This window comes from Geobacter sp. SVR, from assembly GCF_016865365.1.
Classification (GTDB): Bacteria; Desulfobacterota; Desulfuromonadia; order Geobacterales; family Pseudopelobacteraceae; genus Pelotalea.
Genome location: NZ_AP024469.1, coordinates 2747151 through 2772926, shown reverse-complemented (window position 1 = coordinate 2772926; position 25776 = coordinate 2747151). Strand labels below are relative to the sequence as shown.

Here is a 25776-nt window from a genome sequence, read left to right as displayed (position 1 = left end):
CCCGAATCCCTGGAGCTTCCTTCAGAGCGACTGAAAGGCCTTCTGGCCGTGCCAATGTTTATGGAAGGGCCGGCCAATATGACGATTACGAGAAGCCCCCGGCTCTTTCGTCACCCGGTCTGGCCGGAGCCCCGGATTCGAAGCCTCGCCAATTCTGGACATTTCAGCGGGCCACGGTTATACTGCGTGTTATTTTATTTCCGGGGTTTTCATGGAGTTCAAGGATTCAGTGGTGGTTGTAACCGGCGGTACACGCGGCATCGGCCGTGCGATCACGCTGGCGTTCGCACGTGAAGGAGCCCGGGTGGTTGCGGCGTATCTCAGCAATGACGAAGCTGCCGGGGCGCTGGTACGGGATGCCGGCGAGCTTCCCGGGACGGTCGAGGTGATCAGGGCCGATGTCGCCACCTCGGCCGGGGCCCAGGAGGTGATCAATGCCGCTGCAGGCACCGGTCATATCGACGTGCTGGTCAACAACGCCGGCATTATCCGCGACTGCTACCTGGCGATGATGTCCGATGAGGACTGGGATGCAGTCATCCGCTCCAATGTCAACCCGCTCTTTCACTGCTGCAAGTGGGGGCTGCGCAAGATGATGGGCCGCCGTTCAGGCTGCATAATCAATATCTCGTCCGTTTCCGCCCTGCTCGGCACCTCGGGCCAGGCCAACTACGCCGCCTCCAAGGGGGCAGCCATCAGTTTCACCAGGTCGCTGGCCCGCGAAGCCGGACCCATGGGCATCCGGGTCAATGCAGTCGCGGCCGGGATGATCGATACCGACATGACCGCCGGCCTCAAGCAGGAGGTGGTCGACCGGGTGGTCAAAGGGGCCGCCCTGGGCAGGATCGGAAAACCGGAGGAGGTCGCCTCGGCAGTGCTGTTCCTGGCTTCGCAGCGTGCCTCCTATGTCACGGGACAGTCGCTGGTCGTGGATGGAGGAATCCTGTGAGCGCCCGGCGGGTAGTCATTACCGGTCTGGGTGTCTTCTGCGGAGCCGCCAAAAGTGCCGCCGAATTCGGCGAGGTGCTGAGCAGCGGACGAAGCGGTATCGGGTCCCTGGACCTGTTCGATGTCTCCCCCTTTCCGGCCCGGATCGGCTCGCAGGTCAAGAGGTATGATCCGCTCGACCATTTCAGCCGGCGCGAGTCACGCCGTCTGTCCCGTTCCGACCAGTTCGGTGTGATCGCCGCCGGAGAGGCATTGCGCGACAGCGGCGTGCTGGGGCTGTACTCTCCCTACGATATGGGAGTTTCCATCGGCGGCGGCGCTGCCGGCATGTTCCAGGGTGAAGCCTGGCTCAAGGCCGCGCTGGAAGGCAGAGAGGAACGCCCTTCGCTGCTGCGCGGCATCCTGCCGGACCAGACCACCACCGATATTGCCCGTATTTATCGCCTTGGGGGCTACCAGGGCACCATTACCACCGCCTGCTCGTCCTCTGCCACTGCCATCGGCTGGGGAGCCGACCTGATCGCCTGCGGCCGCCAGAAAGTGGTGGTGGCCGGCGGTGTCGATACGCTTTCGCTGCTGACCTTTGCCGGCTTCAATTCCCTCAAGGTGGTCGATCCGGAGCCGTGCGCACCTTTCAGCCTCGGCCGCCAGGGCATTTCATTGGGGGAGGGGGCTGCCTTCATGGTGCTGGAGGATGAGGCCGATGCCCTGGCCCGCGGTGCCCGTATCTATGGTGCTGTCCTCGGCTATGCCCTGGCCGGCGAGGCGCACCACATGACCGCTCCCGAGCCGACCGGCGCCATGGCGGCCAGGGTGATGCGCCGGGCGCTGGAACTCGCTGCGGTTGACCCGCTGTTGGTCGGCTGGGTCAATGCCCATGGCACCGGCACGCCGCTCAACGATGTGGTGGAGTCCAATGCCATGAAGCTGGTTTTCGGCCAGCGCGCTCCCCAGGTCCCGCTGGTTTCCACCAAATCGGTGACCGGACACTGCCTGGGTGCGGCCGGTGCCATCGAGGCGGTGGCTACGGTGATCTCCCTCAATAAGGGGCTGATACCCCAGACCCTCAATTTTCGCGGCTTCGATCCCGAATGTGACCTGGAATACTGCCATGCCGGCAGCAAAATCAGCGATTGCCGCATCGCCATGTCCAATTCCTTCGCTTTCGGCGGCAACATCACCTCACTGGTCCTGTCCCTATGAACATTCCGATTTCAGACATCGTTATCACCGGGTCCGCGGTCATTTCGGCGGCCGGCATCGGTACGGCCGCCATACAGGAGCTGGTCCGCACCGGCGGGAACGCCCTGACCCCCATGCCGGCGGAAGTGCTGGGCAGGAAGGGGCTTGCCTGGGGCAAGACCACCACCTTCAAGGTTTCCGATTTCATGCCCCCCCTCAAGGCGCGCAAAATGGACCGCTGCAGCCAGTTTGCCGTTGCCGCGGCCGGGATGGCTCTCAAGGAGGCGGGCATCGACCTGAAGGCAACCGCTCCGGAACGGGTCGGAATTGCCCTGGGAAGCGGTTTCTGCGGCTTGGCCAATTCGGCTGAATTCCTGAGCGGTTATTTTACCGGAGGGGTGGAAGGGCTGATGCCGATGCTGTTCCCCAATACCGTTCCCAACGCCCCGGCCAGCAATGCTTCCATCGAACACGGCTTCACCGGTCCCAACGTCACGGTTGTGCAGCGCTTCTGCTCGGCTGAATCTGCCTTTCTCCTGGCCTGCCGTCACATCGAGGAGGGGCGGGCCGATGTCATGCTGACCGGAGGGGCCGATGAGCTGATTCCGATTCTGGTCAGAGGATTTGCCGCCCTGGGGCAAGTAAGAGGAACATCGGCGCCGTTCGGCGAGGGCTGCGGAATGATCGTGCTGGAAAGCGCCGACCATGCCCGGCGGCGCGGTGCGGTCATACGCGCAGCAGTGGACCACCTGCGGACCATCGGAATGCTGATACCGGGGCATGAGCAGGAAGGGCTTGAGCTGCTGTGCGGGCCTGAAAGGAATTGCTCGCTGGTTTCGCTTTCCGGCAATGCCGCGGATATGCCGGGCGTCATGGCCGCCGTCGGCGGTATCCCGACCATGGATGTGGGGCGCGCCATCGGCAGGTCGCTGGCCATGGGGGGCACGGCCCTGGCAACGCTGATCGCTTCTCTGCCGGCAGGCGCCCGCGGTCTGCACATGGCTACTTCACCGGAAGGCCCCTGCTTCTCCATTGATATTCTGGGAGGCAGCCCTGTTTAACCCCGATCCTGCCGCATATCTGCCGCATCGCTATCCCTTCCTGATGCTTGACCGGCTGCTGGCCCTTGAGCCGGGAGTCAGTGCCCGGGCCGAACGCCGCGTTACCGATGCACCCGAAGCATTTCCGCAGGTCTACCTGATCGAGTCGATCGCGCAACTGGGGGGCATCCTGGCGGCCCAAGAGCAGGGGGAGGGGGGATTCCTGGCGACCGTTGACCATGCCGAGTTCGGTGGGCAGGTTCTGGCAGGGGATACACTGACGATTGCGGCCCGCGTCGTCAAATCGTTCGGAAGGCTGGCCCTGATCGAAGGGGAGGTCACCTGTGGGGGGAACATCCTCGCTCAGGCCCGAATGACACTTGGTATCGGGAGGCTGTAACATGCGTCGTCTGATTCTGATCATTATCATGCTGTTGTGTCCATTGACGGGCCACGCCCGCCAGATCACTCCGGTTGAAGGGCTGGAGGCTCTGCGCAAGGCCTTTGCCGGCACCAACGATTTTTCCGCCGAGATGACCCAGGAAAAACGGCTGTCGATGATGAAGCGCACCATCACCATGACCGGCAGCGTGCGTTTCCGCAAGCCGGATCTGTTCTATCTTCAGATCGCGGCCCCCTATGCCAGCCGCATTGTGCTGCGTGATACCGTGATAGAACAGGTCATGGGCAACGACGGTGACCGGAACCGGATCGTCCTGCCGCCGGAACAGGGACTCAAGCGCTGGTTCGATAAAATCGCCACTCCGGTCACTACGGTGCCGGAGGGGATAGCGGTGCAGGCCGACCGGACCGGACAGACCTATACCGTCACGATTCTGCCCCAGGGCAAGGGGCAAGTCAGGGAATTGGTGATATCCTTTCAGGAGGACGGCACGGTGAAGCGGCTCGTGATTGTCGAACAGAACGGCGACCGGGCGGTGATGACCTTTCGCAATATGCGCCGGAACACCGGCCTGACCGAAAAAGACTTCAAGCTGGATTAGAGTCCGACCTCCGGATCGCCACCACTGGAGCCGGCGCCTTTCAGGAGCTCCGGTAGTTGTGATCTCAGGACTCAGGAGAACATCATACTCCCATGAAAACTCTCATACTTAAACTCCTGTTGCTGACAACGGTGCTTCTGACCGCCGCCTGCGCCACGACGCCGCTGGTGCTGCTCGATTTTCAGCCGGGCGCGACGGTGGACACGCTCTCATCATCGGTGTCCCTGTCGATCCAGTCCTCCGAGCGCGGCATGTCCGGCCATGGGTACCTTGTTTTCCGCAAGCCCGACCAGCTCCACCTGGTGGTGCTGTCCCCCTTTGGCACGACCCTGATGGAGGCCTTCAGCCTGGGAAACAAAATTACGTTGGTCTATCCTTCCCAGATGACGGCTTATGTGGGAAATTTTGACGAATTGCCCGCTCAGGGGGGGCTGCAGGGGTGGCGCCTGATGCGCTGGGTGATGGAGGTGGATGCGCCTGTTGACCGGCAGTTGAACGGCACGGTGGAACGGGTCGGAAAGCTCGGTTTTGTGGAAAAGGTCACCTTCGAGAACGGCCTGGTGACCTCCAAGGTCTCGCCTGACGGAGACCAGGTATATTACGAAAAATACAAGGTTTTCAACGGTGTGCCGGTGGCCACCGTCGTTGAGATGCGCAACACCCGCGAAGATCGCTTCCGGCTGGTGCTCGACGAGCCCGAGGTCAATATGCCCCTCGAAGATTCGGTGCTCCTGCCGCGGCTGGAGGGCATGAAGGTAGTGCCCCTGTCCGAAATCAAAGTTCCCTAGAAGGTTGTTGAAAAACGGGGAGCGGATTTCAGTAGAACACCGAAATTCCCATCAGGATTTTGCTGGAGTTGAGCGGCTCGTTCGGTTCGGCGGTGCCGGCGTTGGAGATATGGTGGTAACGGTACTGCAGGTCCAGTGCCTTTGAACTATCGAGGAAATACTGCAGCCCGGTGCCCCCCTGATAGCTGAAACAGAGCTTTGTCCCCATGGTCGGCAGCCCCAGGTCGACATACACCGGCCCTCCTCCGGCGAACACATAGGGTGCCATGCTTTCCAGGCCGGTGAACCGCCAGTGCCCCAACACGTAGAACCCTACCATCGATCGTCCCCCATGATCGACTGCCATGTGGTACGGCAGTTCGAAAACCGTCTCGTGCCGCCCCTGATACCAGTGCCCCTGCCCCAGTTCCCCGGACATGAAAAAACCTGCCCGCGCGATCGCATCCCAGGTCTGCACCTGGTGCTGTGTGGCGCCGAATCCGATGTGCGAGATGCCGTAGCCCGTGAGAAATCCATATTCCCCGTCGGCGAGGGAAACCGGGTTGCCGGCCGACGAGTCCTGCGGGATGGCGATCAGCAGCATGACAACAGTTGCAAGCGTTGCTATCGTTTTCATGTTTTTTCCTCTAACGGTTGTCGTTGGATCCGGGAGGCAGCCGCAGCCCGGGCTGCCATGGCGTACGTGCGAGAGCCCTGCGCCGCACATCCGTGCAGCAGAGTAGGCACAAGGCGCAGGTATCTTAATGACTGGCAGCCACATTTGCAATCATCTTCGATCACCGGTACTGCGAGCGCAAAAAAAAGGCGATCCCGGAGGATCACCCTTTTTTGCAGGCGAGAAGCTTTTGTCTCAGACCATGCGGGGAGTATGTCAGGCAGAATACCGAGGCAGGCGAGTTACGGATTGTCGAGCATTCTGTCCATGAGGTCGTTCAGATCTTTCAATTTATCCTGCAGTCGTTTGAGTTCCTCGGGCGTGTAGACTTTGGTGCCCTTCTTGATCTCGGTGTCCAGCCTCCTCATCTTTTGCTGCAGCGATTCTGCGGTCTGCAGGCATCTCTTGGAGTAAAGCAGGCATTCATCCTTCTGCTCGGGTGACTGTACCTGGGACCCCGGCGCTCCCTCCGGTTGCGATTCGGGTGTCTGGACCTGCGAACCCGGCGCTCCTCCCATTTGCGAGGCCGGCACCTCATCTGCCATGAGCGGAGCCGCTGCGAACAACGTGCATACTGCAAGAATGGCGATAAACGGTTTTTTCATTTGCCTTACCTCCTGATCTCAAGGTGGTGTAGCGCGGTATGGGAAGGGCAAAGGGGGAAAACCAGCCTTCAGTCTTTCCACTGAATGCACGAAACCGGGCAGATGTCGATCGCTTCGCTCTGAATCTCGTCTTCCGAGGCTCCTTCCGGATCAAAACACTCGGCCTTGCCGTTGTCGGCAAATCTGAAGACGTCCGGAAGATTGCTGATGCAGAGCCCGCAACTGATGCAGATATCCTCATCGACCCACGGTTCCCTTGCCATATGTGTGCTCCTTTGGAGAAGTGATCAGACTGCATGCCTGTCGATAGTTTATCGCACAAATGCAATCCCGCAAGCGGAACGGATCGGCGAGGATGGAGCCGATTCCGGCACGGTCGATTCATTCAGGACGCCAGCAGTCTTTCAAGGGTACCGCAATCGGAGGTAGGCGCATGGCAGGCGCCATGGGCGCAGACAGAGGCTCGCCCCTGGTGGTCGTCTTCGGAGAACTGGATGACCAGGTGGGGCACGCTGCTGCTCTTGGTCGTGCGCAGCAGCTCCCGCACCTGCGGAGAATCGCGGCGCCCCTGCAGTCGTACGATGACCGGCTCGCTTTCCAGCCTCAGGTAGGCTGCCAGGGTCCCCAGATGTACCGCAGGCTGCCGACCGGCTTCGGAAAGGGTGCCGGCCAGCAGCACGTGAGCCAGGTCGTGCAGGTCGGGACGTTCGGCTGCGTGCCCCAGGCGTACCAGGCAGCCGGCAGCCAGGGAATAGGCGGACGGCATGACGCCGTCATGCTCCAGGGAGGCACGCACCGGCATCTGTTCTGCATCATGGCCGGTCTTGGAGAATGTTTGTGCCGAAGGATCATAGAACAGCCGCGCCATCTGGTCGGCCAGTCCCAGCGCACGGTCCAGCCAGGCATTGTCCAGCGTCGCTTCGAATAGCTCGATCAGCCCGTGGCACAGGAAGGCATAGTCTTCCAGAAAGGCGGGGATATCTGCGGGCCCGTTCAGGTAACTGCGCAGCAGCCTGCCGTCGGGCCGTTGCAGGCGCTGCTGGATGAAGTCCGCGGCGCGGGCGGCGCGCTCGGTATAGGCGGGAGTGTCGAGGACCACGCCCCCCCTGGCCAGGGCCGCGATCATCAGGCCGTTCCAGGCGGTAATGATCTTTTCGTCCCGCAACGGCCGGATGCGACCCTCCCGCTGTTCCAGCAGGGTCGTCCGGCACCGCTCCAGTGCGCGCTCCGTTGCAGCCATGCTCCGGTCTTCCTGGCGGCAGAATTCCTCCAGGGGGACCGGAATGTTCGGTATGGAGCGCCCCTCGAAGTTGCCCTCCGCGGTGATGTCGAAATAGGAACAGAACAGGTCCGCGTCAGCCCCCAGAATCCGGTCCACGTCGGATTTGTCCCACAGGTAGAACTTCCCTTCCATTCCTTCGCTATCGGCGTCCAGGGCCGAATAAAAGCCCCCTTCCGGGGATGTCATCTCCCGGGCCACAAATCCGAAGATCGTGTCCGCCATCTCCCTGAAGAACGGGTCGCGGCTGGCCTGGTAGGCACTGATGGCTGACATGGCAATCTGGGCCTGGTCGTACAGCATCTTCTCGAAGTGCGGCACGAGCCACTCCTGATCGACGGAATAGCGGTGCAGACCGCCGTCGAGCTGATCCCAGATGCCCCCCTGGCGTATGCTGCGCAGCGTATGCAGCGCCATTTTCAGTGCTTCCTTGTTCCCCTCGGTGCCCTGTGCGATGAGCCAGTCGAGATTGACGGCCATCGGGAATTTGGGAGCAGTGCCGAAACCGCCATAGTCGCGGTCGTAGCTTCGCGACAGCTGTTCAAAGGCCAGTTCCACGGTTTCCGTTATTTCGATGGTTTCCTGGGCCGGTTGCTGTGAAAGCTGTCCCAGGGCTTCCATGATCCCGCGGCAGTTTTTCTCGATTCTGTCGGGCTGTTGTTCCCAGAGAATCGATATATTCGCCAGAAGTTCCATCAGTCCGCCGGTGCCGCTGCGCCCAAGCTTGGGCAGATAGGTCATGGCAAAGAACGGGCGCCGGTCCGGTGTCAGAAAGATGTTGAGAGGCCAGCCGCCACTGCCGGTCAGCACCTGCGAAACGGTCATATAGAAGTCGTCGACATCGGGGCGTTCCTCGCGGTCGACCTTGATGCAGACATAGCGGCCGTTGAGCAGTGCGGCGACCTCGGCATCCTCGAAGGATTCGTGGGCCATGACATGGCACCAGTGGCAGGTGGCATAGCCGATGGACAGCAGGATCGGCAGGTTTTCGGTACGGGCCTTGTCGAATGCCTCCTGGCCCCATTCGTACCAGTCCACCGGATTTTCGGCATGCTGCAGCAGATAGGGACTGCGGGCGAAGATCAGGCGGTTGAAACGTTCGCCGCCGTCGGCAGGCAGGGTGGTCTTGTCGATGCGCATCAGATTGGCGATATAGGCGCCACTGTCTTGTGTTTTCATCATATCCACCTCCTCAGGTAGAAAGAGCCGGTCCGGTGCATATTTCTGAATCCGCGACGCGCACTGCGGGAAGCAATTGGTTGCGCCGCCTGGCAGCAGCAGTTCTTGCAGTGTCCTGTGCGAGGCAGCCAGGCTGTCTCAAACGGGCGGGGCAGCGTATTCCCTGTTCGGGCGATAGCTGCCCCACCCGGTTTACAGTCTGAATCTGCTGATCAGGGATTGGAGGTTTCCGGCCAGCGATGCCAGCTGCGCCGATGCCGCCGCCGATTCCTGGGCGCCTGCGGCGGTGTGGGTGACAACCTCCGTGATCTGCAGGACATTGCTGCTGATCTGGTTTGTCGTTGCCGTCTGTTCCTCGGCGGCTGTGGCAATCTGATTCACCTGCATGTTCACGGTGGCGATCTGGTCCAGGATCGACTGCAGCGCTTCATCCGATTGGGACGCTTCTTCGGTGCCGCGCACCACCTCCCTGACCCCCTCGTTCATGGCGGCCACCGCACTTCTAGTTTCCTGCTGAATGGCCTTGATCATTTCTCCGATTTCCCGCGTGGCCCGTGTGGTCCGCTCGGCCAGCGCCCGGACCTCATCGGCCACAACGGCGAAGCCCCGTCCCTGTTCACCTGCCCGGGCAGCCTCGATAGCCGCATTCAGCGCCAGCAGGTTGGTCTGGTCGGCAATATCCTCGATGGTGCCGACAATGGCGCCGATCTGGTCCGAACGGGCCCCCAGTCCCTCGACCGATGCAGCCGTGCCCTTCACCTGGGTGGCGATGCGATTCATGCCTTCCACGGTGCCGCGGATTACCGATGAGCCTGCCAGTGCGGAGACATTGGCCTGCTGGGCACTGTGGGCGGCCATGGAACAGTTGCGGGCAATATCGCCCGAGGTGGCGGCCATCTCTTCCGTGGCAGTTGCCACGGTGCTGGTCTGTCCCACCACCTGTTCCGCCCCGGTGGCGATCTGTTCGGCAGTGCTGTTCAGCTGGTTGGCAGCGCTGGCCACCTGGCCGGAGGTCGCGGCGACATTGGCGATGATGTCCCGCAGGTTGCCGATCATCTGTCCGAACGATGCAGCCAGGCTGCCGACCTCGTCGTTGGAGCTCTGTTCGATCGTCACCGCCAGATTGCCGTCCGCCACCTGCCGTGCCTGGTGGGCCAGATCCGCAATCGGCGTGCTGATCTTGCGGGCCGTCGACAGGGCGATTACCAGTCCGAGGATGATCGTCACGATCAGGGCGATCACGATCCACAGGCGGGCGGATGAATTGATCCGGAGGCTCTCGCTGCTTTCCGTGCCGATCTGCTTGATGTTGGCGTTGAGGCTGTCGTCGAGGCTTTTGATGGCGGCATTGAAGTGGCGGCTGGAATCACCCAGGATCAATGACGTTGCTTCACCATCCTGGCCCTGGAGAGCCAATGCCACTATCTTCGGGTGCACGGCCTGCCACTCCGCCAGTTCCTTCTTGAACACCTCGAATGCGGTGCGTTCCTCCTCGCTGTCGATCAGTTTTTCGTAGCCGGCCATCTTGGTCTTCAGCTTCCCGGCCGCTTCATCGGCCCGTTTGACGTATTTGTCGATATCCTGCTGCTCTTTTGCCAAAACCATCAACAGTTCCGACCGCCGATAGCCGCCAACCAGCGAGTCTATCTCCTTGATGGCGCTGATGGTCGGCACCTGGGCGGATGCAATATCCGTGGAGATTGTCAGCAGTTGGGAAATCTTCTGGATCGAAAACAGACCGACCAGCAGAGTGAGGAAGTTTACCACCAGAAAGGCGATAACCAGCTTGGTTCTGATCTTCATGACGACGCACCTCTTGTTTGGATTGCACAGCATTACAGCAGTACTGTGGTGATTTGGTCTGCCCGTCGAAATCGGGCAACCACTCAATCTATGGAAAAAATGATACCAGAAACAGTGACCAGGGGCATTACCATCCCTGTCTGAGCGCGAAGGTCAGGATTTCCGGAAGATTGCGCATGAAGATCAGGAAACTATGGGGCGATTTCCAGAGCATGGAGGCGTATCCGAGCTGGATCTGGCGGCGGTGGTAGAAGCGGCGGATGAACTCGTCGTAGAGACTCTGCAGCCGATCTTCCGTCATGCCCGTGGGAATGAACACGAAGTTCAGGCAGTTCATCAGGTCCCAGTCCTCCCGGAAGGTGCCGTAATCGCCGATGGTCCGGTAAATCGGGGCGCCGGGAAAGGGGGTGAACTTGGTGATGTTGATCTCGTCCAGCGGCAGCGAAAGTCCGTATTCGATGGTGCGGCGGATGGCGGTCTCGTCTTCGCCCGGCAAGCCGATCATGAAGAGCCCCTTGACGCGCATGCCGGCCTCCCTGACCATCTGCAGCTTCCGGCCGACTTCATCCAGACCGAAGAACTTGCGATGCTTTCTGAGCACCTCCGGATCCCCCGATTCAATGCCGAAGTTGACCTGCCAGCAGCCGGAGCGCTTCAGGAGTGCCAGCAGTTCCGCATCGATATGTTCCAGCCTGGCGATGCAGTTGTAGCCGACCTTCAGGCCGCGGCGTTCCTTCAGGTCGCAGAACTCGGCCACCCGGCTGCGGTCGAAGGTGAACAGGTCGTCGTAGAAGAATACGTGCCGGATGCCGTAGTCGCGGTTGAGCATGGCCACATGTTCCACGATGTATTCGGGGGAATTGAAGCGGAAGCCCTGGGAGAATACCGAGCGGTCGCAATAGGAGCAGCGGTAGGGGCAGCCCCGGCTGGAAATGATGCTGGTATTGGGAGCCTTGGGATAGCTGAACAGCGGCAGGTTGTAGCGCCCGGGAAAACGCGGCAGCAGGTGGTAGGCCGGAAAAGGGAGCTCATCCAGGTTCCCGATCAGTTCCCGTGGTGACGTCAGGGTGCCCTTGCCGTCGATCCGGCAGGCGATTCCGGGGATGGCTTCCGGGTTCCTGAGGCCGGAGCGTACCAGCTCCAGCATGGTCCGTTCCCCTTCGCCGATGACCAGGTAATCGATGGCCGGGAAGGAGTCCAGCAGGGAAGGCCCGATGGTGCAGGCATGGGCGCCCCCCACCACGGTAGCCACCTGCGGGCGGCGTTCCTTGATCAGTTCGGCGATCCGGTTGCCTTCCAGGAATGAGGATGTCGTGCATGAAAAGGCGACCAGATCGGGATTGCGGCGCAGTATTTCCCCAGCCAGTGCCGGCGCTTCGGCAGGGGCGCCGTAGCAGTCGATCAGCTCGACGGCGAATCCTTCCCGCTCCAGCACTGCTGCAATGCTCATCATGCCCAGGGGGGGCATCAGGTTGAAGATCGTGCTGATGTCTTTCTGGGTTCCGAGCCAGTTGCTGCCATGGGGATGTAGGAAGAGGATTTTCACTGTCAGTCTCCTGCCATGCGTGCAGCTACGGCATTGACGCTGCACGATGCAGGCGCATTTTTGCAGAAACGGGAGGGGGAAGCCAGAAAAAAAACCGCAGCTGCGAGCTCTCCCTGTCTCCATTCAGCCGGAGCTGCTGTCCCGGATGGTTCAATCCGGCAGGACACCATTCCGTTTTCATGCCCTCCGTTTTCGGGGGTTGTTCCATGGTGCACCGGGTCACTCTCCCAGCATGCGTGCAAAAAAATCTGCAGCCATATCAACCGATTTGGTTTCGTTGTCTCCATCATCGCCTGAGATATTCACCAGCAGGTGTTCGGGTATTTCGGCCAGAAAGCGGCTGGGGATGCGCTGTTCCAGAGCCCCGTATTTTCTGCGGGTCTGACAGCGCGAGATGGTCAGATGCCGCCGCGCGCGGGTAATGCCGACATAACAGAGCCGCCGCTCTTCGGCCACGGTCGGGTCCTCTTCGATCGAGCGTTTGTGCGGCAGCAGATCCTCCTCCATGCCCACCAGCCAGACATGGCTGAACTCCAGTCCCTTGCTGGAGTGCAGCGACATCAGCGTGACCGCGTTCTGGCCGTGCTCCTTGCCGTCCTCCGACGGCTTGTCCTCGTCCATCAGCGAGATCCGCTCCAGAAAGGCGGACAGGGTGGCGCGCGGGTTCTGCTCCTCGAAGGAGGCCAGCGAGTTGACCACCTGCTCGATGTTCTCGATCCTTTTCCGGGCCTGGGCGGCATCGTTCAGGGTACGGTAGAGTTCGTCCTCGATCCTCAGGCGGTTGAAGAGGGCATTGACCTGCTTGCCCAGATCGGTGCGGCCGAAGCCGTCGATCACCCCCTTCATCATCGCATGGAAGCCGGACACCGCCTTTTTGGACGACTCCGATATCTCCGGGATCTCCCGGACCCGCCCCAGCGCCTCGAACAGCGGCACGTCGTGCTCCAGGGACCATTGGTTCAGGTGCAGCAGGGTGCCGTCGCCGATCCCCCGGCGCGGGAAGTTGATGATCCGCAGCCAGGAGGCTTCGTCGCTGGGATTGTCGATCACCTTCAGGTAGGCGATGGCATCCTTGACCTCCTTGCGCTCGTAAAACTGCTGGCCCCCCACCACCACGTAGGGTATCCGTTCCTGGCGCAGCCGCTCTTCAAAGGCGCGGCTCTGGGCGTTGGAACGGTACAGTATCGCCATGTCCGACCAGGAGAGCTTGTGATTGAACTGCTCCAGCATCATGCCGTTCACTACCTGCGCAGCTTCCTCTTCCTCGCCGGCCGCCACGATCAGCTCGATCTCGCGCCCCTTGCCGACGGCGGTCCAGAGCGATTTGTCGGTGCGGACCGAATTGTTCCTGATAACGCTGTTGGCCGCGTCCAGGATCGAGCTGGTGGAACGGTAGTTCTGTTCCAGCTTGATCACTCGGCAACCGCGATAGTCGTGCTCGAAGTTGAGGATGTTCTGCACCTCTGCCCCGCGCCAGCCGTAGATCGACTGGTCGTCGTCGCCGACCACGCAGATGTTGCCGTGTTTGTGCGCCAGCAGGGAGATCAACTGGTACTGGGAGGCATTGGTGTCCTGATATTCATCCACCATGATGTAGCGGAAGCGCTCCTGCCAGTAGCTCAGGATGGCGGTATTCGTCTGCAGGAGCCTGACCGACAACATGATGATGTCGTCGAAGTCGATGGCGTTATAGCCTTTGAGTAGTTCCTGGTAGCGGGGATAGACTGCGGCTGTGGCCAGATCGACGCGGTCCGAGCTTTCCGGTTTGAACTCCTGCGGCCCGATCAGGCGGTTCTTCAGGCCGGAAATTTTCCAGAGGATCTGGTCAGGTTCGATCTGCTTGGGGTCGATGTCGCGGTCGCGCATGGCCTGGCGCAGCACCCCGGCCTGGTCCGAGGAGGAGTAGATCGAGAAATTGGGCTTGAACCCCAGGGAGCGGATTTCGCGGCGCAGGATGCGCACCCCCAGCGAGTGGAAGGTGGAGATGACTATCCCTTCCGCCACCTTGCCGGCCATGGCGGCGACGCGCTCGCGCATCTCGCGGGCAGCCTTGTTGGTGAAGGTCACTGCCAGGATGTTCTCGGCCGGAATGCGTTTGTGGCTCAACAGATGAACGATGCGGGTGGTGATGACCTGGGTCTTGCCGGAACCGGCGCCGGCCAGGATCAGCAGGGCGCCTTCGGTATGCTGTACCGCCTGTTGCTGCGGCAGGTTGAGTTTTTTCATAGGGGGTCGTTTTTATCACAGAGGTGACAGGGAGTGCAAAAATGTTTTGAACATTTGTTTCGGAACCCGGAAAACGGTGTCGGCACGCCTCGGGGAGATCTGCCCGAGAGGGAGCGGAAATATCACGGCATTAGGAACCTGTCTGCGATGCGGCAAATTCGATTGCTTTTTCTGGCGGGTTTCGTGTATTTCGGAATGAAATCCTTCTCACGCTGCCGAGCGATTATCCGCCGCTTTTGCTATACTGAAAAGACCTTGAAAACCTTATGAAGCACAGAAGGGGAGATCGATGGCCAAGAAAGTATTCATCGCCGCGGTTGGGCAGGACAGCGGAAAAACCACCACCAGTCTCTGTTTGCTGCACCTGGCCCGCCAGAAGTACACGCGGATCGGATACATCAAGCCCTTTGGCGCCAAATCGGTCACCTACCGCGGCATGGTGGTGGACAAGGATGTTGCGCTGATGTCGGAGGTGTTCGACCTGTCCCGGGACCTGGAACTGATGTCGCCGGTGGTGGTCCTGCCGGAGACGACCCATCAGATGGTCGACGGGCTGGTTTCTCCCGACGATCTGCAGGAAAGAATCGTGAAGGCTTGCGCCGAGCTGGAGAAACGCTGCGATTTCATTGTCATCGAAGGCTCCGGTCATCCCGGGGTCGGCTCGATCATGCAGCTCTCCAATGCGCGGATCGCGCAGCTCCTGGATGCCCCGGTGCTGCTGGTGACCGGCGGCGGACTGGGGAGCGTGGTCGACGAACTGGCCCTGATCCTGGCGCTGTTCGAGAAGGAAGGGGTCGATGTGCGGGCGATCCTGGTCAACAAGATGATCGCCGAGAAGCGGTCGCGGACGCTCGATTATCTGCAACGGGCCCTGAAAAGCGGACCTTTGCGGGTAATCGGGGGATTCAATTATCACCCGGTGCTGGCCAATCCCACCCTGAGCCGCATATCCCGGCTGCTGGACCTGCCGCTGCACGGCAACCGGCAGGAATTGCACCGGATAATTCACCGGGTGCAGGTGGGGGCCGCATCGACCCATCGCGTGGCGGAACTCCTGCAGTCGCCGTCGCTGCTGATCGTCAACAGCAGCAGGGATCAACTGTTGGTGACCATGGCGCATCTCTACCGCATGCCTCAGTATCACGACAGGATCGTCGGGCTGGTGATCTCCGGTTCGGTGCCGATCAGCCCCATCACCCAGCAGATCCTCGATGACAGCAATGTCCCCTATATCCGCGCCGAAAATCAGGTTTCCGCAGAACTGTACCGCAAGATCACCCGGGATGTCTCCAAAATCACTGCCGATGACAGGGAGAAGCTGGAGCTGATCTGGAAACTGTCGGGAAGCGAGTTCGATTTCGAGCGGCTCGACGACCTGTTTTCGCTTCCGGGGGAGGCGGTGGCAGCAGGGGTGGTTGTACCCCAGGAGCAGGAAAGGGGATGCACCACCTTTGGCAATCATTCGCTGCAGTGCGTGGTGGTCGGCTGCCTGGTGCGCAATGCCGCCAACGAGGTACTGCTGATCAGGAACCACAAGCGCGGATGGGAGATTCCGCAGGGGCGGATCGAAGAGGGGGAGGATCTGGTGGAGGGACTGCGCCGCGAGGTACGCGAGGAATCGGGCGTGGAGATCGAGCCGGGCGCACTGGCGGCGGTGTGGTCCAAGCTTTCACCCCCTGCGGCGCTGATCTTCACGTTTCAGGGGCGCTACCTGAACGGAGATCTGGCGCCGACCGGCGACAGCGCCGAGGCCTGCTGGCTGACCGAAGCCGAGGCACTGGAGAGGGTCGATAATCCGGTAATGCAGGACCGCCTCAAGGCGCTGCTGGAATATGACGGTACCGCGGTGTATCGAGCCTATACCACCAGGCCCTACCATATCCGGGCCGAATGGAAACTGGGGGACCGGCCTCCGTTGTAGCGGAATGCCGGGGCGCCATGTCCGGCAGTCGTAGCATCGGCAGAAAACAGGAGGCAGGGAAGTAGAAGTGGCAACAACCCCGGCGGATCGAGCTCTCGGGGTATGTCCTTGCAGTCGTCGGGAAACCTGTACTGTTCGCACCATTACCACTTTGAAACGGAGTCCTTCCGGTGACAGAATCGCAGAAGACGAAAAGCCCGAAAGCAGTCAAGGATGCTGCCCTTTCCGCTGACCCGGGCATGGCCGCAGCACCCCCCAAGCTGGAAAAGATCAAGCACGTAAAAGCGAAGGGCAAATCGAAGGCCGCCAAGGCCAAGCCGAAGACGCATGCGGTCAAGCCTGCCAAAGCCGGAGACAGAGGGGCCAGAACCAGGTCCGTAAAGGCGGTGGCCCTTGAACCCGGGAATGCGCCGACTGTTGAGCCTCCGTCGGGAGGAGCCGAGGTCGATCTGTCCGACAGCAGGTGGTATCTGAACCGCGAATTGACCTGGCTGTCATTCAACCAGCGCGTGCTGTACGAGGCTGAGGACACGCGGACGCCGCTTCTGGAGCGGGTCAAGTTCATTGCCATCGTGAGTGCCAATCTGGACGAGTTCTTCATGAAGCGTATCGGCGGTCTGAAACAGCAGATCGGCGCCGGTATGCGCGAGCTGACCCTTGACGGCCGCACTCCCCGCCAGCAGGTCGTCGAGTGCCATGCCGCAGTGCGCAAGCTGGAGGCGCACAAGCATGCGCTCTTTTTGCAGGTGGCGCAGCTTCTGGAAGAAAAGAACATCATCATCGAGCAGTATCGGGATCTGCTGCCCAAGGAAAAAAAGCTGCTGCGCGAGCACTACTATACCAATATCTTTCCTCTTCTGACCCCGCAGTCCATCGATCCGGCCCATCCGTTCCCGTTCATCTCCAATCTGTCGCTCAACCTGCTGGTGACGCTGCGCTACCCCAAGGCCAAGGAGACCTCCCTGGCGCGGATCAAGGTGCCGGTCGGGCTCGGCACGCCGCGCCTCCTGCGGGTAGGCAAGGGGGATCATTTCGTCCTGCTGGAGGACGTGATGATGAACAATCTGGACATGCTCTTTCCGGGCATGGAGATCCTGGCCTGCGAGCTGTTCCGCGTCACCCGCAACGCCAACACCGAAAAAGACGAGGAACAGGCCGACGACCTGATGGCCATGATCGAGTCGGAGCTGAAGGAGCGCAAGTTTGCGCCGATCGTCCGGCTGGAGATCGGCTCTGGAATGGATCCGGTACACCGGGGGCGTCTGGCCGCGGAACTGGAGCTGGACGAGGTGAGCGACGTATTCGAGGTGCCGGGCATGCTGGCCATGCGCGACCTGTTCGAACTGGCGCGGCTCGATTACCCCCGGCTGCACGATCCCCCCTATCACCCTGTCGATCATCCGCTGCTGCAATCCCAGCGCAACATATTCCACGTCATCCGCGACGCCGGCGCTATCCTGCTGCAGCATCCCTACGAATCGTTCTCCACCTCGGTGGAGCGTTTTCTGCGAGAAGCCGCAACAGATCCCAAGGTGCGCGGCATCAAGATGACTCTGTACCGCACCTCGGCCCAGAGCCGGATCATCGATGCGCTGGTGCTGGCCGCCCAGAACGGCAAGCAGGTGGCGGTGGTGGTGGAACTGAAGGCGCGCTTCGACGAAGCGGCCAATATCCGGCTGGCGGAACGCATGGAAGAGGCCGGCATTCATGTCACCTATGGCGTGGTCGGGTTCAAGACCCATTGCAAGCTGATCATGGTGGTGCGCCAGGATTACACTGGGCTGCAACGCTACGTGCACATCGGCACCGGCAACTACCACGCCGAAACAGCCCGCATCTACAGCGACGTGGGCCTCTTGACCTGCGACGGGACCATTGGGCAGGATGTGACCGAACTGTTCAACTATCTCACCACCGGTTTCATGGCCAAGCGCCATTACACCAAGCTCTATCCGGCCCCGCGCTTTCTGAAAAAGGCGCTGCTGGCGCGGATCGAGCGGGAAATGAGCGTGCCTGCCGAACAGGGGGGAGGGCACATCCAGTTCAAGATGAACGCCCTGGAAGATGGCGACATAGTCAGAGCCCTGTACCGCGCCTCCATGGCAGGGGTCAGAATCGATCTGGTGGTGCGCGACACCTGCCGGCTGATCCCGGGCATTCCCGGCCTTTCGGACACTATCCGGGTGATCAGCGTGGTGGGCCGGTTTCTTGAACATGCCCGGATATACTACTTCAGGAACGGAGGGGCAGAAGAGTATTTCGTCGCCTCGGCAGACGCCATGAAACGTAATCTGGAGGCGCGGGTGGAGATCCTCTGCCCGGTGGAGTTGCCAGAACTTACCCGCGAGCTGCGGGCCATATTCGATACCCACCTGGACGATCGGCGCTCTGCCTGGGACATGCAGTCAGACGGCAGCTATATCCAGAGGATACCGGTGGACGAGGCAGCAGCCGAAGGAACCCACCGCATGATGATCGTCCGGACCGCCAAGCGTCTCAAGGATTCGATGAAGCAGAAAAAGAAAGCGAAGCTCAAGATCTGAACGTGGCAGCCATTCAAACGTTCGGCAGGAGGCACCGGTTCCGGTCTGAGAAAACACATCATCCGGCGGGCTTTCGCGCGCGTTTTGCTTGCCGTAACGGGGCATCGGTGGTACTTTGACCCCCCATTCCTCATGGAGGTTTCCTGACTAATGCTGCGCTACCTGACCGCCGGTGAGTCCCACGGCCCCCAACTGACCGCCATCATAGAAGGGATGCCGTCCGGCATTCCGCTCGAAGCCGAAACCATCAACCGCGAATTGGCCCGCCGCCAGATGGGCTACGGCCGCGGCGGCCGTATGCAGATCGAGCGGGATACCGTCGAGATCCTGTCCGGCGTGCGCTGGGGACGAACGCTGGCTTCTCCGCTGACCCTGGTGGTGAAAAACCGCGACTGGGAGAACTGGTCCCTGAAGATGTCGCCGTCGTCCGAGCACCGTGACGATTCCCTGGCAGTGACCAGGCCGCGCCCGGGCCATGCCGATCTGAGCGGGGCCCTGAAGTATGACCATGACGACGTGCGCAACATCCTGGAGCGCTCCAGTGCCCGCGAAACCGCCGTGCGTGTTGCGGTCGGTGCTGCGGCCAAGGCGCTGCTGCAGCCGTTCGGCATTCGGGTGGGGGGGATCGTCAGCGAGGTTGGCGGGGTGTCTGCGCCGCGGCCCGATCTGCCTCCGGCAGAGCTCTGGGAGCGCGCTGCCGCTTCGGAGATGTTCTGCTGCGATGCGGCTGCCGAACAGGAGATGAAGAGGGCCATCGATGCCGCCAAAGCCTGCGGCGATACCCTGGGTGGAGTGGTGGAGGTGCAGGTCATCGGCGTACCGCCGGGGCTCGGCAGTTATGTCCAGTGGGATCGCAAGCTCGATGCCCGGCTGGCCATGGCGCTGATGAGCATCCAGGCCATCAAGGGGGTCGAGGTGGGTATGGGATTCGGCACCGCTCACATTCCCGGGTCGCTGGTGCATGACGAACTGTTCCGCGATGCCGGCCGGCTGGAGCAGGGGGCTGCCACTGCTTACTATCGCACCACCAATAATGCCGGGGGTATCGAAGGGGGGATGTCCAACGGCGAGCCGATCGTGCTGCGGGCTGCCATGAAGCCGATCCCTACCCTGTACAAACCGCTCCGTTCCGTTGACATGCGTACCCACGAGGCCTTCGAGGCAGCGGTGGAACGTTCCGATACCTGCGCCGTACCGGCCGCTCTGGTGGTAGCCGAGGCGGTGGTTGCCATCGAGATCGCCAATGCTTTTCTGGAAAAGTTTGGGGGAGACTCGCTGGGGGAAATCGAGCATAATTACGCCGGCTATCTGGAACGGATACGCATGGCCTGAATGCCCGGACAGCACGGCCCGCAAGCACCGGTAACCGGAATCGGCACAAGCGTCAGCCGCTTACATTGGAATTGACATGGATGGAAAATCCGTGGAAGATGTGGCGGCAGTCATCTACAAGCATCTTGAGGGATCGCCCCGTGAGCCAATTGACCGTCAGCCTCGGTGACAACAGTTACGATATCCTGATCGACAGCGATATTCTGAAGAACCTTGGCAGGTATTGCACCGAGCGGGGTCTGAACGGCCGCGCCGCAGTCGTCACCAACCCGACGGTCGCCGCCCTGTATGCCGATGGTGTCCTTAAATCGCTCACAGATGCCGGCAATTCGGTCACCCTGATTGAAATCCCCGATGGTGAAGAATACAAGAACAGCAGTACCCTGAACAGCGTCTATGACGCACTGATCGAAGGGGGAATCGACCGGTCGTCCTTCATCGTTGCCCTGGGGGGCGGGGTGGTCGGAGACTTGGCCGGGTATGCGGCAGCCACCTATCTGCGGGGCATCCCTTTTGTCCAGGTGCCGACGACGCTCCTGGCGCAGGTTGACAGCAGCGTGGGGGGCAAGACCGCCATTGATCACCCGCGCGGCAAAAATCTGATCGGCGCCTTTTACCAGCCGCGGCTGGTGCTGATCGACGTGGATACTCTCAAGACGCTGCCCGGACGGGAATTCAGGGCCGGCTTGGCAGAGGTGGTCAAATACGGCGTCATCTTCGATCGTCCCTTCTTCGAATATCTCGAACAGCACAGCACAGATATCCTGGCGTTGGAGCGGCAGGCGCTCGAACAGGTTGTCCTGCGGTCCTGCCAGCTCAAGGCGCAGGTGGTCGAAGTGGACGAGAAGGAGGCCGGGCTGCGGGCCAGCCTCAACTTCGGACATACCCTGGGCCATGCCATCGAAACCGGGGCCGGCTACGGCGAGCTGGTGCACGGCGAAGCAGTGGCGATCGGCATGGCTCTGGCTTCGCGGGTCAGTATGCAATACGGGCACTGTACGGCTGGTGATGCTGCCCGGATCGAGGCGCTGCTGACCGGTTTCGGTCTTGCGCTGGTCCCCCCCGCGGTGGCGCCGGCCAGGCTGTTGGACGCATTGGTTACCGACAAAAAGAGCCGTGGCGGAGCCATCACCTTTATCTGCAACCGCGGCATCGGCTCCCACCGCATGGAACGTCTGCCCCCCGACCAATTGCTGGCCTTGAGCGGACTGGCAGGACAACGGCCTGAGTGTGAGCCGGATCAGGGAGCTGACGTCATTGCGGACACGGGGCTCGCAGGCATGTTTGCCGCCGGGGCGTTCGCGAGCGGGGCAGGCGAGGAAACTTTCGAGGATCCGGAGATCATCGATTTCGAGGAGGCCGATATCCTCGAAGAGGGTAGTTTCGAGGAGGAAGAGACCCGCCGCTCGGTTGCAGCGGCCGAACAGCAGGACCCCCTTTCTACGGCTACCTTGGCAGAACTGTACGTCCAGCAGGGGCATGTCGGAAAAGCGCTCGGCATCTATCGCGCCCTGTTGGCCGAGGACCCTTCCAATGCGCATATCCGGGCCCGCATTGCCAATCTCGAGGCCACGGAAACCGGCTCACCAGCTGTCGCGGACAGCGCAGCCGGCGCCGAGGCTGAACTGCCCGTGCGAGAAGAGCTCATGCCTCCTGTGGACGATTCCATTCCAAGCAGGTCGGAGAGCGCCATCGCCACAATGGAAGAGTGGCTCGACGCCATCGGAAGGATCAAGGCATGCCGCTGAAGGATATGCTGTCCGACGTCATTGCCGGTGTGGAAGGGGCGCTGTCCGTCATGGTCATGGCCTCTGACGGCGTTGCCGTGGCGGAGGTCACGGCGGATGGGGCCGCCTTCGATCTTCAGCTCATCAGCGTCGAATATGCGACCGTACTCAAGGAGATCAGGCGTACGGTCGAGGTGATACATGCCGGAGAACTGGAAGAGGTCTGCGTCACTACGGACCGTCTGCGCGCCATTATGCGCGCGCTGAACGATGAACTGTTCGCTGTGCTGATACTGTCCCGTGAGGGCAACATCGGCATGGGGCGCCATCGCTTGCACCTCAAGTCTTTCGAACTGGCCCGGGAGCTCACTTGACCATGAATATTCTCGTAATCCACGGCCCGAACCTCAATTTGCTGGGGCTGCGCGAACCCGGCATCTATGGCAGCCTGACCCTGGAAGAAATCAACGCTGCGATAGAAACGCTGGCTGACGAGCTTGGGTGCAGCGTGCGCTTTTTCCAATCCAATTCGGAAGGGGCGCTGATCGATGCCATTCAGGCGGTCGCCGGTGATTGTGATGGAATCGTCATCAACCCGGCCGCCTATACCCATACCAGCATCGCCATCCGCGATGCGCTCGCAGCAGTGGGGGTGCCTTTTGTCGAGGTGCACCTTTCCAATATCCATCGCCGCGAGGCTTTCCGCCATACCAGCCTGACCGCGCCTCTGGCGGTCGGCCAGATCTGCGGCTTCGGCCCTGACAGCTATCTGTTGGGATTGCGGGCTATTTTTAATTTTGCTAAAAACGGCTGATCGGCCGTTGTATGGCTGCAGTGATGCAGCCAAAAACAATTTGTATTTACGGATTCAGTTATGCTAAAAAACAGGCGCGCAAAATTGGAGCCTTTTTTCGAGCGGTATGGTCTCGATGCCATTCTGTTTTCGAACCTGTTGAACGTCCGGTATCTGTGCGGCTTCAGCGGGTCCGAAGGTGCCCTGCTGTTGACGCGTGAGGCTGCCTGGCTGCTGTGCGACTCCCGTTATACCACCCAGGCTGCACAGGAAACCTCTGACACCGAAATCCGGCAGTTTTTCGAAAAGTACGAGGCGATCGGCACCCTGCTCAAAGAGCAGGCGCTCGGCCGGATCGGGTTCGAAGCCGCCCATGTGACTGTGGGCGCTTTCAAGGATCTCTCCGGAAAAATTCAGGAGGGCTCCGAGCTGGTGGCGATCGGTGCTGAGCTCGACCAGATCCGCTCCTGCAAGGATACCAACGAAATAGAGGAGCTGGCAGCCATTGCCGGCTTGGCTTCCGACGCTCTGTTGGCGATCATTCCCATGATCAGGCCCGGCGTCAGCGAGTCCTTCATCGCACGCGAGCTGGAATTCGAAATGCGCCGGCGCGGCGCTGAAGGGCGGGCATTCGATTTTATCGTGGCCTCCGGAGAGCGGGGGGCCATGCCCCATGGTCGGGCTTCGGAGAAGCTGATCAAGGCGGGGGAGCTGGTTACCGTGGATTACGGTGCGGCTCTGGCCGGATACTACTCCGATGAGACGGTGACTCTGGCGGTAGGCCAGCCAGGCAGCCGCAGCCGCGAGATCTATGACATTGTGAAGGAAGCGCATGACCGGGCCATTGCAGCGGTGAGGCCGGGGATCGCCTGCCGTGAACTGGACGCTGTGGCGCGCGGCTACATTCAGGAGCGTGGTTACGGTGACTATTTCGGCCACGGCCTGGGACACGGCGTCGGGCTGGAAATTCATGAAAAGCCGGTGATTTCGCCGCGCAGCGAGGCCATGGCCGAAGAGGGCATGGTTTTCACCATCGAACCCGGCATCTACATTCCCGGTTTCGGCGGGGTCAGGATCGAGGACACCGTGGCGGTCACTGCCGACGGGTGCCGCTTGCTGACGCAGGTTTCCAAAAAGTTGATGATCATTTAGCAGTGTATTCCACAGCCAGAACCACCGGTAAATCCCGGAGAATGCAAGGCTGCATCCAAAGGAGACGATGATGGACGTTAAAGACTTGAAAGTACTGATAAAGATGATTACGGAGACGGATATCACCGAATTCGAGATGGACAATTCCGACGAAAAGATCGTCATCCGCCGCGGTTCCAAGACCGAGTACGTCGCCATGCCGGCTCCCGCCGCATATGCCGTGCCCCAGCCGCTGGCAGCTCCTGCCGCACCGGCGGCGGTTTCTGCTTCCTCCGCACCCGCCGCTGCTCCGGCGGCCGCAGCCGAAAAAGGGGAGACGATCAATTCCCCCATCGTCGGCACCTTCTACCGTGCCCCCGCTCCGGACGCCGCCCCCTACGCCGAGGTCGGCCAGGTTGTCGAGGCCGGGCAGGTGCTGTGCATTGTCGAGGCTATGAAGCTGATGAACGAGATCGAAGCCGAGTTCCGCTGCAAGATCGTCAAGATCTGCAAGGACAACGCCCAGGCGGTCGAGTTCGGCGATCCGCTGTTCGTCGTCGAAAAGCTGTAAAACTGTTGCCATAGAGACACGGCAGATACAGAGGGGTCACAGAGAATTTCGGAAAATTGATCGCGCTGTTTCTTAATCTTTTTGGGAATCGATATTTAGAGCGCTTCTCTGTGTCTCTGTGGCAAAATTGAAGAATCTTACTCAAGGGGTCATTCTCCATGTTCCATAAAATATTGATCGCCAACCGCGGCGAGATTGCCATACGAATCATCCGCGCCTGCAAGGAAATGGGCATCAAGACGGTGGCTGTTTACTCCCAGGCGGACAGCAACTCCCTGCACGTGAAACTGGCCGATGAAAGCGTCTGCATCGGTCCGGCACCCAGCGCCCAGAGCTATCTCAATATCAACGCCATCATCAGCGCTGCGGAACTGACCGACTGCCAGGCCATCCATCCCGGTTACGGCTTTTTGTCCGAAAATGCCAAGTTTGCCGAAATCTGCGAGAAGTGCGGCATTACCTTCATTGGCCCCAGCCCTGAAAGCATGCGGATCATGGGGGATAAGATCAGCGCCCGTCAGGCCGTGATCGAACAGGGGGTTCCGATCCTGCCCGGCACCAAGGAGGGGGTCGACACCGTTGAGGACGCCGTCAGGATCGCCAAGGAGATCGGCTTTCCGGTGATCATCAAGGCAACAGCCGGCGGCGGCGGGCGCGGCATGAAGATCGTGCATTCCCAGGCTACCCTCCCCAACGCTTTTGCCACGGCCCGTGCCGAGGCCCAGGCTGGGTTCGGCAACCCTGACGTGTACATCGAAAAGTACTGCGAACAACCCCGTCATGTCGAGATCCAGATCCTGGCCGACAAACACGGCAATGTCATTCATCTTGGCGAGCGCGACTGCTCGATTCAGCGCCGGCACCAGAAACTGCTGGAAGAGGCACCCTCTACCATCACCACCCCCGAGCTGCGTGCAGCCATGGGGGACGCCGCTGTCAAGGCAGCCGCTGCGGTGGGATACAACAGTGTCGGCACGGTCGAGTTTCTGGTGGACAAGCAGAACAATTTCTACTTCATGGAGATGAATACCCGCGTACAGGTCGAGCATCCGGTTACCGAAATGGTCACCGGCGTCGATATCGTCCGCGAGCAGATCCGTTCCGCTGCAGGATTGCCACTGCGCTATACCCAGGATGACATCAAGATCAACGGTCATGCCATCGAGTGCCGCATCAATGCCGAAGATCCTCTCAAATTCACCCCCTGTCCCGGCAAAATCACCGCCTATCATCCGCCGGGGGGACTGGGGGTTCGCGTTGACTCCTTCGTCTATGATCAGTATAGTGTCGTACCGCACTACGACTCGATGATCGCCAAGCTGATCGTCCACGCCGAAACGCGCGAGGATGCCATCAAGCGCATGGCCAGGGCCCTGGACGAATACATCATCGAAGGCATCAAGACCACGATCTTCTTCCACAAGAGGATCATGACCAACAAGGATTTCATTGAGGGCAACATCGATACCTCCTTCCTGGAAAGAATCGTACTGGAGTAGCGGC

21 protein-coding genes and 1 pseudogene are annotated in these 25776 nt (G+C 60.7%); 15 read left to right on the top strand and 7 right to left on the bottom strand.

Annotated features, from left to right (window positions below):
• Positions 1-211: 211 nt before the first annotated feature.
• From GSVR_RS12955 to GSVR_RS12930, 6 genes are all read left to right on the top strand, one after another.
• A complete protein-coding gene (locus tag GSVR_RS12955; RefSeq protein ID WP_173199768.1) occupies positions 212-949 on the top strand; it encodes a 3-oxoacyl-ACP reductase family protein in 738 nt (245 codons plus the stop codon).
• Positions 946-2151: a beta-ketoacyl-[acyl-carrier-protein] synthase family protein gene (locus GSVR_RS12950; protein ID WP_173199770.1), complete on the top strand. Its 1206-nt coding sequence runs from the start codon at positions 946-948 to the stop codon at positions 2149-2151. Before GSVR_RS12955 ends, GSVR_RS12950 begins: the two co-directional genes overlap by 4 nt.
• Positions 2148-3191: a beta-ketoacyl synthase N-terminal-like domain-containing protein gene (locus tag GSVR_RS12945; RefSeq protein ID WP_173199772.1), complete on the top strand. Its 1044-nt coding sequence runs from the start codon at positions 2148-2150 to the stop codon at positions 3189-3191. The genes GSVR_RS12950 and GSVR_RS12945 overlap by 4 nt, the downstream gene beginning before the upstream one ends.
• Positions 3163-3570, top strand: a complete 408-nt coding sequence (locus tag GSVR_RS12940) for a 3-hydroxyacyl-ACP dehydratase FabZ family protein (protein ID WP_239077322.1) — start codon at positions 3163-3165, stop codon at positions 3568-3570. The genes GSVR_RS12945 and GSVR_RS12940 overlap by 29 nt, the downstream gene beginning before the upstream one ends.
• 1 nt (position 3571) lies before the next feature.
• The gene (locus GSVR_RS12935; protein ID WP_173199774.1) at positions 3572-4174 is read left to right on the top strand and encodes an outer membrane lipoprotein carrier protein LolA; all 603 of its coding nucleotides are present in this window, start codon (positions 3572-3574) and stop codon (positions 4172-4174) included.
• A gap of 92 nt (positions 4175-4266) precedes the next feature.
• A complete protein-coding gene (locus GSVR_RS12930; RefSeq protein WP_173199776.1) occupies positions 4267-4962 on the top strand; it encodes a lipoprotein insertase outer membrane protein LolB in 696 nt (231 codons plus the stop codon).
• Between the two features lie 28 nt (positions 4963-4990).
• Here GSVR_RS12930 and GSVR_RS12925 read toward each other — a convergent pair whose 3' ends face one another.
• The 7 genes from GSVR_RS12925 to GSVR_RS12895 all read right to left on the bottom strand — a co-directional run bounded on the left by GSVR_RS12925 (position 4991) and on the right by GSVR_RS12895 (position 14255).
• Positions 4991-5578 carry an acyloxyacyl hydrolase gene (locus GSVR_RS12925; RefSeq protein WP_173199778.1) on the bottom strand — a complete coding sequence of 196 codons (588 nt, stop codon included), beginning with the start codon at positions 5576-5578 and terminating at the stop codon, positions 4991-4993.
• 281 nt (positions 5579-5859) lie between these two features.
• Positions 5860-6222 carry a hypothetical protein gene (locus GSVR_RS12920; RefSeq protein ID WP_173199780.1) on the bottom strand — a complete coding sequence of 121 codons (363 nt, stop codon included), beginning with the start codon at positions 6220-6222 and terminating at the stop codon, positions 5860-5862.
• Positions 6223-6290: 68 nt separating this feature from the next.
• Positions 6291-6485 (bottom strand): ferredoxin, encoded by a 195-nt coding sequence (locus GSVR_RS12915; protein WP_173199781.1) that lies wholly within the window; start codon positions 6483-6485, stop codon positions 6291-6293.
• Between the two features lie 122 nt (positions 6486-6607).
• A complete protein-coding gene (locus tag GSVR_RS12910; protein WP_173199783.1) occupies positions 6608-8683 on the bottom strand; it encodes a thioredoxin domain-containing protein in 2076 nt (691 codons plus the stop codon).
• A 189-nt stretch (positions 8684-8872) separates the two neighbouring features.
• Positions 8873-10483 (bottom strand): methyl-accepting chemotaxis protein, encoded by a 1611-nt coding sequence (locus tag GSVR_RS12905; protein ID WP_173199785.1) that lies wholly within the window; start codon positions 10481-10483, stop codon positions 8873-8875.
• A gap of 127 nt (positions 10484-10610) precedes the next feature.
• Positions 10611-12029 carry a B12-binding domain-containing radical SAM protein gene (locus GSVR_RS12900; RefSeq protein WP_173199787.1) on the bottom strand — a complete coding sequence of 473 codons (1419 nt, stop codon included), beginning with the start codon at positions 12027-12029 and terminating at the stop codon, positions 10611-10613.
• 219 nt (positions 12030-12248) lie between these two features.
• On the bottom strand, positions 12249-14255 hold the full coding sequence (locus GSVR_RS12895) for an ATP-dependent helicase (protein ID WP_173199789.1): 2007 nt from the start codon (positions 14253-14255) through the stop codon (positions 12249-12251).
• A 289-nt stretch (positions 14256-14544) separates the two neighbouring features.
• Between GSVR_RS12895 and GSVR_RS12890 the strand changes: the two genes are divergently transcribed.
• The 9 genes and pseudogenes from GSVR_RS12890 (at position 14545) to accC (ending at position 25772) form a co-directional block, all read left to right on the top strand.
• The gene (locus GSVR_RS12890; protein WP_305040927.1) at positions 14545-16176 is read left to right on the top strand and encodes an AAA family ATPase; all 1632 of its coding nucleotides are present in this window, start codon (positions 14545-14547) and stop codon (positions 16174-16176) included.
• A 239-nt stretch (positions 16177-16415) separates the two neighbouring features.
• Positions 16416-18719: a polyphosphate kinase 1 gene (gene ppk1, locus GSVR_RS12880; protein WP_173200010.1), complete on the top strand. Its 2304-nt coding sequence runs from the start codon at positions 16416-16418 to the stop codon at positions 18717-18719.
• Positions 18720-18869: 150 nt separating this feature from the next.
• Entirely contained in the window at positions 18870-20051 is a 1182-nt protein-coding gene (gene aroC, locus GSVR_RS12875; protein ID WP_173199791.1) for a chorismate synthase, read from the top strand.
• Between the two features lie 98 nt (positions 20052-20149).
• Positions 20150-21268 (top strand): annotated as a pseudogene (gene aroB / locus GSVR_RS12870) (3-dehydroquinate synthase); the annotation flags it as partial.
• Positions 21269-21789: 521 nt separating this feature from the next.
• Positions 21790-22152 carry a roadblock/LC7 domain-containing protein gene (locus tag GSVR_RS12865; RefSeq protein ID WP_173199793.1) on the top strand — a complete coding sequence of 121 codons (363 nt, stop codon included), beginning with the start codon at positions 21790-21792 and terminating at the stop codon, positions 22150-22152.
• A gap of 2 nt (positions 22153-22154) precedes the next feature.
• Positions 22155-22592, top strand: a complete 438-nt coding sequence (gene aroQ, locus GSVR_RS12860; protein ID WP_173199795.1) for a type II 3-dehydroquinate dehydratase — start codon at positions 22155-22157, stop codon at positions 22590-22592.
• A 60-nt stretch (positions 22593-22652) separates the two neighbouring features.
• Positions 22653-23723: a Xaa-Pro peptidase family protein gene (locus GSVR_RS12855; RefSeq protein ID WP_173199797.1), complete on the top strand. Its 1071-nt coding sequence runs from the start codon at positions 22653-22655 to the stop codon at positions 23721-23723.
• Positions 23724-23793: 70 nt separating this feature from the next.
• Positions 23794-24273 (top strand): acetyl-CoA carboxylase biotin carboxyl carrier protein, encoded by a 480-nt coding sequence (accB, locus tag GSVR_RS12850; RefSeq protein WP_173200012.1) that lies wholly within the window; start codon positions 23794-23796, stop codon positions 24271-24273.
• 158 nt (positions 24274-24431) lie between these two features.
• Positions 24432-25772, top strand: coding sequence for an acetyl-CoA carboxylase biotin carboxylase subunit (gene accC, locus GSVR_RS12845; RefSeq protein ID WP_173199799.1), 1341 nt, complete (start codon positions 24432-24434; stop codon positions 25770-25772).
• Positions 25773-25776 lie beyond the last annotated feature (4 nt).

Excerpts from the sequence above, each read along its gene's own strand:
- GSVR_RS12955 (WP_173199768.1), top strand. The coding sequence starts at position 212 with ATGGAGTTCAAGGATTCAGTGGTGGTTGTAACCGGCGGTACACGCGGC.
- GSVR_RS12945 (WP_173199772.1), top strand. The coding sequence starts at position 2,148 with ATGAACATTCCGATTTCAGACATCGTTATCACCGGGTCCGCGGTCATT.
- GSVR_RS12935 (WP_173199774.1), top strand. The coding sequence starts at position 3,572 with ATGCGTCGTCTGATTCTGATCATTATCATGCTGTTGTGTCCATTGACG.
- GSVR_RS12930 (WP_173199776.1), top strand. The coding sequence starts at position 4,267 with ATGAAAACTCTCATACTTAAACTCCTGTTGCTGACAACGGTGCTTCTG.
- GSVR_RS12925 (WP_173199778.1), bottom strand. The coding sequence starts at position 5,578 with ATGAAAACGATAGCAACGCTTGCAACTGTTGTCATGCTGCTGATCGCC.
- GSVR_RS12920 (WP_173199780.1), bottom strand. The coding sequence starts at position 6,222 with ATGAAAAAACCGTTTATCGCCATTCTTGCAGTATGCACGTTGTTCGCA.
- GSVR_RS12915 (WP_173199781.1), bottom strand. The coding sequence starts at position 6,485 with ATGGCAAGGGAACCGTGGGTCGATGAGGATATCTGCATCAGTTGCGGG.
- GSVR_RS12910 (WP_173199783.1), bottom strand. The coding sequence starts at position 8,683 with ATGATGAAAACACAAGACAGTGGCGCCTATATCGCCAATCTGATGCGC.
- GSVR_RS12905 (WP_173199785.1), bottom strand. The coding sequence starts at position 10,483 with ATGAAGATCAGAACCAAGCTGGTTATCGCCTTTCTGGTGGTAAACTTC.
- GSVR_RS12895 (WP_173199789.1), bottom strand. The coding sequence starts at position 14,255 with ATGAAAAAACTCAACCTGCCGCAGCAACAGGCGGTACAGCATACCGAA.
- GSVR_RS12890 (WP_305040927.1), top strand. The coding sequence starts at position 14,545 with ATGGCCAAGAAAGTATTCATCGCCGCGGTTGGGCAGGACAGCGGAAAA.
- ppk1 (WP_173200010.1), top strand. The coding sequence starts at position 16,416 with ATGGCCGCAGCACCCCCCAAGCTGGAAAAGATCAAGCACGTAAAAGCG.
- aroC (WP_173199791.1), top strand. The coding sequence starts at position 18,870 with ATGCTGCGCTACCTGACCGCCGGTGAGTCCCACGGCCCCCAACTGACC.
- GSVR_RS12865 (WP_173199793.1), top strand. The coding sequence starts at position 21,790 with ATGCCGCTGAAGGATATGCTGTCCGACGTCATTGCCGGTGTGGAAGGG.
- aroQ (WP_173199795.1), top strand. The coding sequence starts at position 22,155 with ATGAATATTCTCGTAATCCACGGCCCGAACCTCAATTTGCTGGGGCTG.
- GSVR_RS12855 (WP_173199797.1), top strand. The coding sequence starts at position 22,653 with ATGCTAAAAAACAGGCGCGCAAAATTGGAGCCTTTTTTCGAGCGGTAT.
- accB (WP_173200012.1), top strand. The coding sequence starts at position 23,794 with ATGGACGTTAAAGACTTGAAAGTACTGATAAAGATGATTACGGAGACG.
- accC (WP_173199799.1), top strand. The coding sequence starts at position 24,432 with ATGTTCCATAAAATATTGATCGCCAACCGCGGCGAGATTGCCATACGA.